7 protein-coding genes are annotated in these 8,519 nt (G+C 70.3%); 5 read left to right on the top strand and 2 right to left on the bottom strand.

Annotation, left to right across the window (positions count from 1 at the left end; genetic code table 11):
* A partial coding sequence (locus ACFYOH_RS30615) for a PQQ-binding-like beta-propeller repeat protein (protein ID WP_388632118.1) occupies positions 1-1,795 on the top strand: 1,795 nt, incomplete at its 5' end.
* A 237-nt stretch (positions 1,796-2,032) separates the two neighbouring features.
* Positions 2,033-2,716 carry a LuxR C-terminal-related transcriptional regulator gene (locus tag ACFYOH_RS30610; RefSeq protein ID WP_388632115.1) on the top strand — a complete coding sequence of 228 codons (684 nt, stop codon included), beginning with the start codon at positions 2,033-2,035 and terminating at the stop codon, positions 2,714-2,716.
* Positions 2,717-2,808: 92 nt separating this feature from the next.
* On the opposite strand, the gene ACFYOH_RS30605 is transcribed toward ACFYOH_RS30610, so the two are convergent.
* The gene (locus ACFYOH_RS30605; protein WP_388632112.1) at positions 2,809-3,153 is read right to left on the bottom strand and encodes a hypothetical protein; all 345 of its coding nucleotides are present in this window, start codon (positions 3,151-3,153) and stop codon (positions 2,809-2,811) included.
* A gap of 21 nt (positions 3,154-3,174) precedes the next feature.
* The gene (locus ACFYOH_RS30600) at positions 3,175-4,866 is read right to left on the bottom strand and encodes a sodium:solute symporter family protein (protein ID WP_388632110.1); all 1,692 of its coding nucleotides are present in this window, start codon (positions 4,864-4,866) and stop codon (positions 3,175-3,177) included.
* Between the two features lie 180 nt (positions 4,867-5,046).
* Between ACFYOH_RS30600 and galT the strand changes: the two genes are divergently transcribed.
* The 3 genes from galT to galK are packed head-to-tail and all read left to right on the top strand — an operon-like array spanning position 5,047 to position 8,221.
* Positions 5,047-6,108, top strand: a complete 1,062-nt coding sequence (gene galT / locus ACFYOH_RS30595) for a galactose-1-phosphate uridylyltransferase (RefSeq protein WP_388632107.1) — start codon at positions 5,047-5,049, stop codon at positions 6,106-6,108.
* A complete protein-coding gene (gene galE / locus ACFYOH_RS30590; RefSeq protein WP_388632104.1) occupies positions 6,105-7,067 on the top strand; it encodes a UDP-glucose 4-epimerase GalE in 963 nt (320 codons plus the stop codon). Before galT ends, galE begins: the two co-directional genes overlap by 4 nt.
* Positions 7,067-8,221, top strand: a complete 1,155-nt coding sequence (gene galK, locus ACFYOH_RS30585; protein WP_388632101.1) for a galactokinase — start codon at positions 7,067-7,069, stop codon at positions 8,219-8,221. Before galE ends, galK begins: the two co-directional genes overlap by 1 nt.
* Positions 8,222-8,519: the final 298 nt, after the last annotated feature.

Here is an 8,519-nt window from a genome sequence, read left to right as displayed (position 1 = left end):
CCCGCAGCCTCCGCAGCCTCCGCAGCCGCAGCCCGGCTACCCGCAGGCGGCGTCCGCCCCGCAGCCTCCGCAGCCGCAGCCCGGCTACGGCTACCCGCAGGCGGCATCCGCCCCGCAGCCTCCGCAGCCTCCGCAGCCGCAGCCCGGCTACCCGCAGGCGGCGTCCGCCCCGCAGCCTCCGCAGCCGCAGCCCGGCTACGGCTACCCCGGCGCGCAGCAGAACCCTTACGGCCAGCAGCCCCCGGCCTACGGGCAGCCGCCCGCCGCTCCCTACGGGAGCCAGCCGCAGAACCCGTACGCGCAGCCGGGTTACGGCTATCCGGGCCAGCCGCCGGCCCCGATGCCGCCGCAGTCCGTGCAGGGCGGCGGCGGGCGCAACAACACGGTGCTGTTCATCGTCGTCGCGGCGGTCGTCGCGATCGCGCTGATCGTCGGCGGCGGCATCTGGTACGCCAACTCCGGCAGCGACGGCAGGCAGCACGGCACCGCCTCGTCGAGCGGCGGCACGGGCGGCAAGAACGGCAGCGGCGGGACCACGGGCGGCGGCAAGGAGAAGGTGCCGGCCGATCCCGCGGCCAAGGTGCTGTTCCAGGTCCCGCTGCCCACCACGGACGACGTGGTGAGCACCGTGGGCGCATGGCTGACCGACAAGGTGTACGCCAAGAGCGGCGTCGCCGAGATCGTCGGCTACGACCCGGTCAAGGGCACCAAGCTGTGGACGATCAAGCTGCCCGGCCCGGTCTGCGCGGCCAGCAAGCAGGTCACGTCGGACGGCAGGACCGCGATCACCTACGAGCCCAGAACGGACACGAAGAACAGCTTCGCCGGATGCACGCAGATCGCCGCCCTCGATCTCGACGCCGGGAAAAAGCTGTGGACGCAGACGGTCAAGTCAGGTGACTACCCGGTCAGTTACCAGAATGTGACGGTTGGTCAGCGCACGGTCGCGGTCGGCGACACCAGCGGCGGTGCCGCCTTCGACATCGACTCCGGCAAGCCGCTGTGGCTGCCGAAGCCGGGCGACGACTGCTACGACGCGGGGTACGGCGGCGGTGCCAAGCTGGTCGCGGTGCGCAGCTGCGGAGGGTCCGACAACGCCCAGGTGCACATCCAGACCCTCGACCCGAAGACGGGGAAGGTGATCTCGGAGTACAAGATGGACCCGGGCCTCGACGAAGCCTCCGTCGTCTCCACCGACCCGCTGGTGGTCGCGGCCGCCGCGGGCGACAGCACCGCGATCACGGACTACTTCTCCATCGACGACAGGACGGGCAGGCTGCTCGCGCACATCTCCGCGCCGTCCAGCACCTACGCCGGCAAGTGCGAGGGCATCACCCGCGTCGAGGACTGCCACGGGATCGTCGTCGGCAACGGCAAGCTGTATCTGCCGACCGCGGAGCACGACGGCTCCTCCGGCCTCAGCCGGACCAACTCGATCGTCGCCTTCGACCTGACCACCGGAAAGCCGACGGGCCAGCGCGCCGATGCCGGAGACGACACCACGCTCTCCCCGTTGCGCATGGACGGGAGCAATCTGCTCGCCTACAAGCCGCCGACGTACCAGAAGGGCGGTCAGATCGTCAGCATCGACGGCGGCAGCTTCAAGGTGACCAAACTGCTGGAGAACCCCGCCGTGAAGAACGTGCGGGAGGCGGAGAGCAACATCCTGCCCGACAGCGGGGAGCTCCTCTTCCGTGACGGCCGCCTGTACATGGCGCAGGTCTTCGCCCGCCGGAAGGGCGATTCGTCGATCGGCGAGGAGGACCTGGTGCTGGCGTTCGGCACGGGCGGCTGACGCCGTACGACCCGCCGCGCGGCCACCGCGGCGGTCTCGCCCGAATGGGTGACTTACCGAGAAGTGCCCCGGATTTCATCGATCCGGGGCACTTCTCATGAATAGGGGCAGCGCTCCGTCGAACAAGCGTGTAGCTTCCGGGGGCATGAAGGACGAGGAGCCGGGGGGCCCTCTGTCCGTGCGGACCGGTGGGCGTCCATAGTGGGGCATCCATGGGGGGGACTGGGGGGTTGCTCTATGGGAGTGCGGCTCATGGTCGTCGACGACCATCGCCTGCTCGCGGAGGCGCTCGCGTCGGCGCTCAAGCTGCGCGGGCACCGGGTGCTCGCCGCGGCGGCGCCGGCCGCGGGCGCGGCGGACCTGGTGATCGCGCGGGCGCCGGAGGTGTGCCTGCTGGGTACGGCGGCGCCGGCCGAACCGGGTGTCTTCGACCCGGTGGTGAAGGTCAAGCGGGAGCGGCCGCAGGTGGCGGTGGTGGTGCTCGGCCCGGTGCCGTCGCCGCGGGGGATCGCGGCGGCGTTCGCGGCGGGGGCGTCGGGGTACGTGCGGCACGACGAGCGGATCGAGGGCGTCGAGCGGGCGATCATGAAGGCGCGGGCCGGGGAGGCGGCGGTGGCTCCCCAGTTGCTGCAGGGGGCGTTCGGGGAGCTGCTCAACCCGGCGGCGCAGCCCGATGACGAGGCCCAGCGGCTGCTGTCGATGCTGACGCCGCGGGAGGTGGAGGTGCTGGTGCGGGTGGCCGACGGGGAGGACACCCGGCTGATCGCGGCGGGGATGGGCATCGCGCCGAGCACGGCCCGCACCCATGTCCAGCGGGTGCTGATGAAGCTGGGCGTCGGGTCCCGGTTGGAAGCGGCGGCGTTGGCCGCGCGCACGGGGTTGCTGGACCGGGCGGGACCGTTGGGTTCCGGTACCGAGTAGGCGCCCTGCGCCGGTGCCGGCCGGGTGCGCCCCGCAGGGGCGCGGGGAACTGCGCGACCAGCCCCCACGCACCCGCACACGGGAACGGCGCTTCAGTCCCCCCGCGTCTCCTCCGGCAGGCCCGCCGGAGGAAGCGGCGGTGGAGTCGGGCGGAGCTTCAGCCAGGCCAGGAAGAAGATGCCCAGCAGGAGCATGCCGATCCCGGTCCACAGGTTGATGTTGACGCCCTGGGCCTTGTCGATGGCGGCCTGGGAGTCGGTGATGCCGGTGATCGTGACGATGACGCCGTACAGCACGAACAGGCCGCCGATGATGCGGCGCAGGTCGAAGATGCGGGCGGCCGTCGCGGACTTGCCCTCCAGCTCGGTGACTTCCCGCGCCACCTCGTCCTCGGTGTAGTGGTGGCGACGGTCAGGGTGCTCGGGGTGTTCGGACATGGTTTCCTCGATCCTCCCGCGTCAGAACGAGAACGGGATGTAGCAGACGGCGGCGAGCACGACCGCGCCCCAGCCCAGCAGGGCCGGCCGGCGGTACCAGGCCTCGTCGCCCGGTGCGGGCGGTTCGGACATGCCGGGGGAGCGGGTGCCGTAGACCAGGCCCTGCAGCTCCTGCGCCGGCTTCGGACTGGTGAACAGGGACACCGCGACCATCACGACCGCGCCGGCGACGAAGCCCGCGATCGCGGAGACGAAGTTGGCGCCCTGGTCGGAGGGGATGGAGATGATCCCCTTCTTGTAGAAGACGAAGTAGTTGATCATCGCGGTCACGGTGCCCGCGAGCAGGCCCCAGAAGCCGGCCTTGGCGGACGCCCGCTTCCAGAACATGCCGACGATGAACACGACGAACATCGGCACGTTGAAGAAGGAGAACAGCGTCTGCAGGTAGGCCATGATGTTCGAGAACGAGGAGGCCAGGAACGCCGTGCCGATGGAGGCGAGGACGCCGATCACGGTGATCAGGCGGCCGAACCGGACGTAGTAGGCGTCCTCGCGGCCGCGCACCGCGTACTTCGCCCAGATGTCGTTGGTGAACACGGTGTTGAAGGACGACACGTTGGCCGCCATGCCGGCCATGAAGGCGGCGAGCAGACCGGTGACGGCGATGCCGAGCACGCCGTTGGGCAGCAGTTCCTGCATCAGGTACGGGATGGCGTCGTTGTACTGGTAACCGGAGCCGGCGGTGCCGAACTTGGGGATGAGCGCGGCGGCGACCAGGCCCGGGATCATCACCAGGAAGACGATGAAGATCTTCGGGTAGGCGGCGATCAGCGGGGTCCGCTGCCCCGCGGAGAGGTTCTTCGCGGACAGGGCGCGCTGCACCTCGGCGAAGTTGGTCGTCCAGTAGCCGAAGGAGAGGACGAAACCGAGGCCGAGGACGATGGTCAGCCAGTTCGCGCCGAGCGGGTTGACATGACCGATGCCGGTGCCGCCCCAGGCGGTGGTGAAGTTCGCGCCGTGCGTCGCGGTGAGCTTGTGGGTCAGCCCGCTCCAGCCGCCGGCCTTCTTCAAGCCGAGGACGGTGATCGGGATGAGGGCGGCCAGGATCACGAAGAACTGCAGGACCTCGTTGTAGATCGCCGAGGACAGGCCGCCGAGGGTGATGTACGCGAGCACGAACGCGCCGGCGACCACGATCGCGACCCACTGCGGCCAGCCGAGCAGGGCCTCGACGACGATCGCGAGGGCGTACAGGTTGACCCCCGCGATCAGGATCGCGGCGAACGCGAACAGGATCGAACTGAGCAGGTGGGCGGCCCGGTCGAAGCGCAGCAGCAGGAACTCGGGGACCGAGCGGACCTTGCTGCCGTAGTAGAACGGCATCATCACCAGGCCCAGGAAGACCATCGCCGGGATGGCGCCGATCCAGTACCAGTGCACGGTGTACGCGCCGTACTGGGCGCTGTTCGCGGCCATGCCCAGGATCTCGGTGGCCGCCAGGTTCGCCGAGATGAAGGCGAGGCCGGTGATCCAGGCGGGCAGCGAGCGTCCGGAGAGGAAGAAGTCCAGGCTGGTCTTCACCGAGCGGCGGGCCGCGAAGCCGATGCCGAGCACGACGACGAAGTAGATCGCCAGGATCGTGTAGTCCAGCCAGTTCGTGGGGAGCCGTAGCGCCGCCGCCATATACAGGGGGCTGTCTGTGGGGGTTTGCATGAGTACTCGCTTCGTTGCGCGAACTGATCCAGAGCGGAACCTACGCCTCCGCGTTCAGAAATTGAACACTTCTGTTGGTGTTCTTTGTTTGATTGTGATCGGCCCGACGGTTGTCGAGTTGTGGTCTGTTATGTTTGATTGTGTTGAGTGATTGGGTGCGGGACGTAGAGGAGTCCGGCGTTGAAGAAGACCTCGACACGGCTGGCCGACGGTCGTGAGCTCATCTACTACGACCTGCGGGACGACACCGTGCGGGACGCCGTCGACCGCCGCCCGCTGGAGCGGACCCATACGACCTCCGAGATCCGGCGTGACGTGCTGCTCGGCGACTCGGTCGCCGTCGCCTCCCACCGGCAGGGCCGCACCTACCACCCGCCGGCGAACGAGTGCCCCCTGTGCCCCACGTGGGGCGACCGGCTCAGTGAGGTCCCGGACTCGTCGTACGACGTCGTCGTCTTCGAGAACCGCTTCCCCTCCCTCGCCGGCGACTCCGGCCGCTGCGAGGTCGTCTGCTTCACCTCCGACCACGACGCCTCCTTCGCCGACCTGAGCGTCGAACAGGCCCGGCTGGTGCTGGACGCGTGGACGGACCGAACGTCGGAGCTGTCGCATCTGCCCTCCGTCGAGCAGGTGTTCTGTTTCGAGAACCGCGGTGCCGAGATCGGCGTGACCCTCCAGCACCCGCACGGACAGATCTACGCCTACCCCTTCACCACCCCGCGCACCGCGCTGATGCTCCGCTCGCTCGCCGCGCGCAAGGAGGCGACCGGCGGCGAGAACCTCTTCGACACCGTCCTGGAGCGGGAGCTCGCCGAGGAACGGGTCGTCCTCGAGGGTGAACACTGGGCGGCCTTCGTGCCGTACGCGGCGCACTGGCCGTACGAGGTACACCTGTACCCCAAGCGCCGCGTGCCCGATCTGCTCGCCCTCGACGAGGCGGCGCGCACAGAATTCCCCCAGGTCTATCTGGAACTCTTGAGGCGCTTCGACCGAATCTTCGGCGAGGGGGAACCTCCGACGCCCTACATCGCGGCCTGGCACCAGGCCCCGTTCGGCGCGCTGGAGGCGTTCGAGGGGGTCACGCGGGACGACTTCGCGCTCCACCTCGAGCTTTTCACCATCCGCCGCACTTCCGGCAAGCTGAAGTTTCTCGCGGGTTCCGAGTCCGGCATGAGCGTGTTCATCAACGACGTGCCGCCGGAGCGCGCGGCCGAGCGACTGCGAGAGGTAGCGAGTTCATGAAGTACCTGGTGACGGGTGGCGCGGGTTACGTCGGCAGTGTCGTGGCCCAGCATCTGCTGGAGGCCGGCCACGAGGTCACCGTCCTCGACAACCTCTCCACCGGCTTCCGCGAGGGCGTCCCGGCCGGGGCGGCCTTCGTCGAGGGCGACATCCGCGACGCCGCCAAGTGGCTCGACCCCTCCTACGACGGCGTGCTGCACTTCGCCGCGTCCTCGCAGGTCGGCGAGTCGGTGGTGAAGCCGGAGAAGTACTGGGACAACAACGTCGCGGGCTCCATGGCGCTGCTCGGCGCGATGCGCGAGGCGGGCGTGCGCAAGCTCGTCTTCTCCTCCACGGCGGCCACCTACGGCGAGCCGGAGCAGGTCCCGATCGTGGAGACCGCGCCGACCAGGCCGACCAACCCCTATGGCGCCTCCAAGCTGGCCGTCGACCACATGATCACCAGCGAGGCCGGCGCCCACGGTCTGGCGGCGGTCTCCCTGCGCTACTTCAACGTGGCCGGCGCCTACGGCGCGCACGGCGAGCGCCACGACCCCGAGTCCCACCTGATCCCGCTGGTCCTCCAGGTCGCCCAGGGCCGCCGCGACGCGATCTCCGTCTACGGCGACGACTACCCGACCCCGGACGGCACCTGCGTCCGCGACTACATCCACGTCGCGGACCTGGCCGAGGCCCACCTGCTGGCCCTGGCGGCCGCGCAGCCGGGCGAGCACCTCATCTGCAACCTCGGCAACGGCGAGGGCTTCTCCGTCCGCGAGGTCATCGAGACGGTCCGGCAGGTCACCGGCCGCCCGATCCCCGAGATCGTGGCCCCACGCCGCGGCGGCGACCCGGCCGTCCTGGTCGCCTCGGCGGACACGGCGCGCGAGAAGCTGGGCTGGAACCCGACCCGCGCGGATCTCGCGGGCATCGTCGCGGACGCGTGGGAGTTCACGCAGAGCATCACGAAGGAGCACTAGTGGGGGCACAGCAGGTCGCGGAGCGCTTCGCCGAGCTGTACGGGGCCGCGCCGGAGGGCGTGTGGGCGGCACCCGGCCGCGTCAACCTCATCGGCGAGCACACCGACTACAACGACGGCTTCGTGATGCCGTTCGCGCTGCCGCACCGGGCGATCGCGGCGGTCTCCCGCCGCACCGACGGCGTCCTGCGCCTGCACTCGGCGGACGTCGAGGGCGGCGTCAGGGAGCTGCGGCTGGACGCCCTGGCCCCGCAGAGCGACGACGACTGGACGGCGTACCCGGCGGGCGTGGTCTGGGCGCTGCGCGAGGCGGGCCACGGTGTGACCGGCGCGGACGTCCACCTGTCCTCGACGGTCCCGACCGGCGCCGGCCTGTCCTCCTCGGCGGCCCTGGAGGTGGTGATCGCGCTCGCGCTGCGCGACCTCTACGACCTGGGCCTTCCGGGCTGGAAGCTGGCCCGGCTGTGCCAGCGGGCCGAGAACGTCTACGTCGGTGCGCCGACCGGCATCATGGACCAGACCGCGTCGGCCTGCTGCGAGCAGGGCCATGCGCTCTTCCTGGACACCCGCGACCTGTCCCAGCAGCAGATCCCCTTCGACCTCGCGGCCGAGGGCCTGCGCCTGCTGGTCGTGGACACCCGGGTCAAGCACGCCCACAGCGGCGGCGAGTACGGCAAGCGGCGGGCCGGCTGCGAGAAGGGCGCGGCCCTGCTCGGCGTCGACGCCCTGCGGGACGTCCCCTACGCCGAGCTTGACGCGGCGCTCGCCCGCCTGGGCGACGAGGAGGAGGTCGTCCGCCTGGTCCGTCATGTGGTGACGGAGGACCACCGGGTCGAGCGGGTCGTCGGCCTGCTCCGCGCCGGTGAGACCCGCGCCATCGGCCCGGTCCTCACCGAGGGCCACGCCTCCCTGCGCGACGACTTCCGCATCTCCTGCCCCGAGCTGGACCTGGTCGTCGACACGGCCCTGGCGAACGGCGCGCTCGGCGCCCGCATGACCGGCGGCGGCTTCGGCGGCTCGGCGATCGTCCTGGCGGAGGCCACGGACGTCGACACCCTCACCAAGGCGATCGAAGAAGCCTTCGCAGCGGCGGGCTTCACGGCCCCCCGGGTCTTCGAGGCAGTGCCGTCGGCGGGGGCGCGGCGGGTGGTCTGAACTCCACCGCCCCGGGTGCAGCGGCACCGGGTGTCAGCGACGATCCCGGTGGCGTGAGGGAAGCAGATCGCGTCGGGGATTTGTCGACTTCCGTCTCGAAACGAAACTTGCGGCACACGAGAAACGCGCTGGACGGCCAGTTCTGCAAATCTCCTTCCGCTGCGTGCTCCCGTCCGTACTCTGTGGAACAGCACCGGTGGGGGCCGGTGCTGATCAGGGGGCGAGACAGGCGGGTACGGCGCCCGCGGTGGGGGTAGCAGTTTCCGCGACGGCGGCGGCCGCGCGGCGTGCGTCCTTT

It is taken from the genome of Streptomyces sp. NPDC007856, assembly GCF_042868225.1.
In the GTDB taxonomy this organism is placed as follows: domain Bacteria; phylum Actinomycetota; class Actinomycetes; order Streptomycetales; family Streptomycetaceae; genus Streptomyces.
Note: the sequence above shows the minus strand (reverse complement) of the source record. Positions and strands in the feature narration are given on the sequence as shown.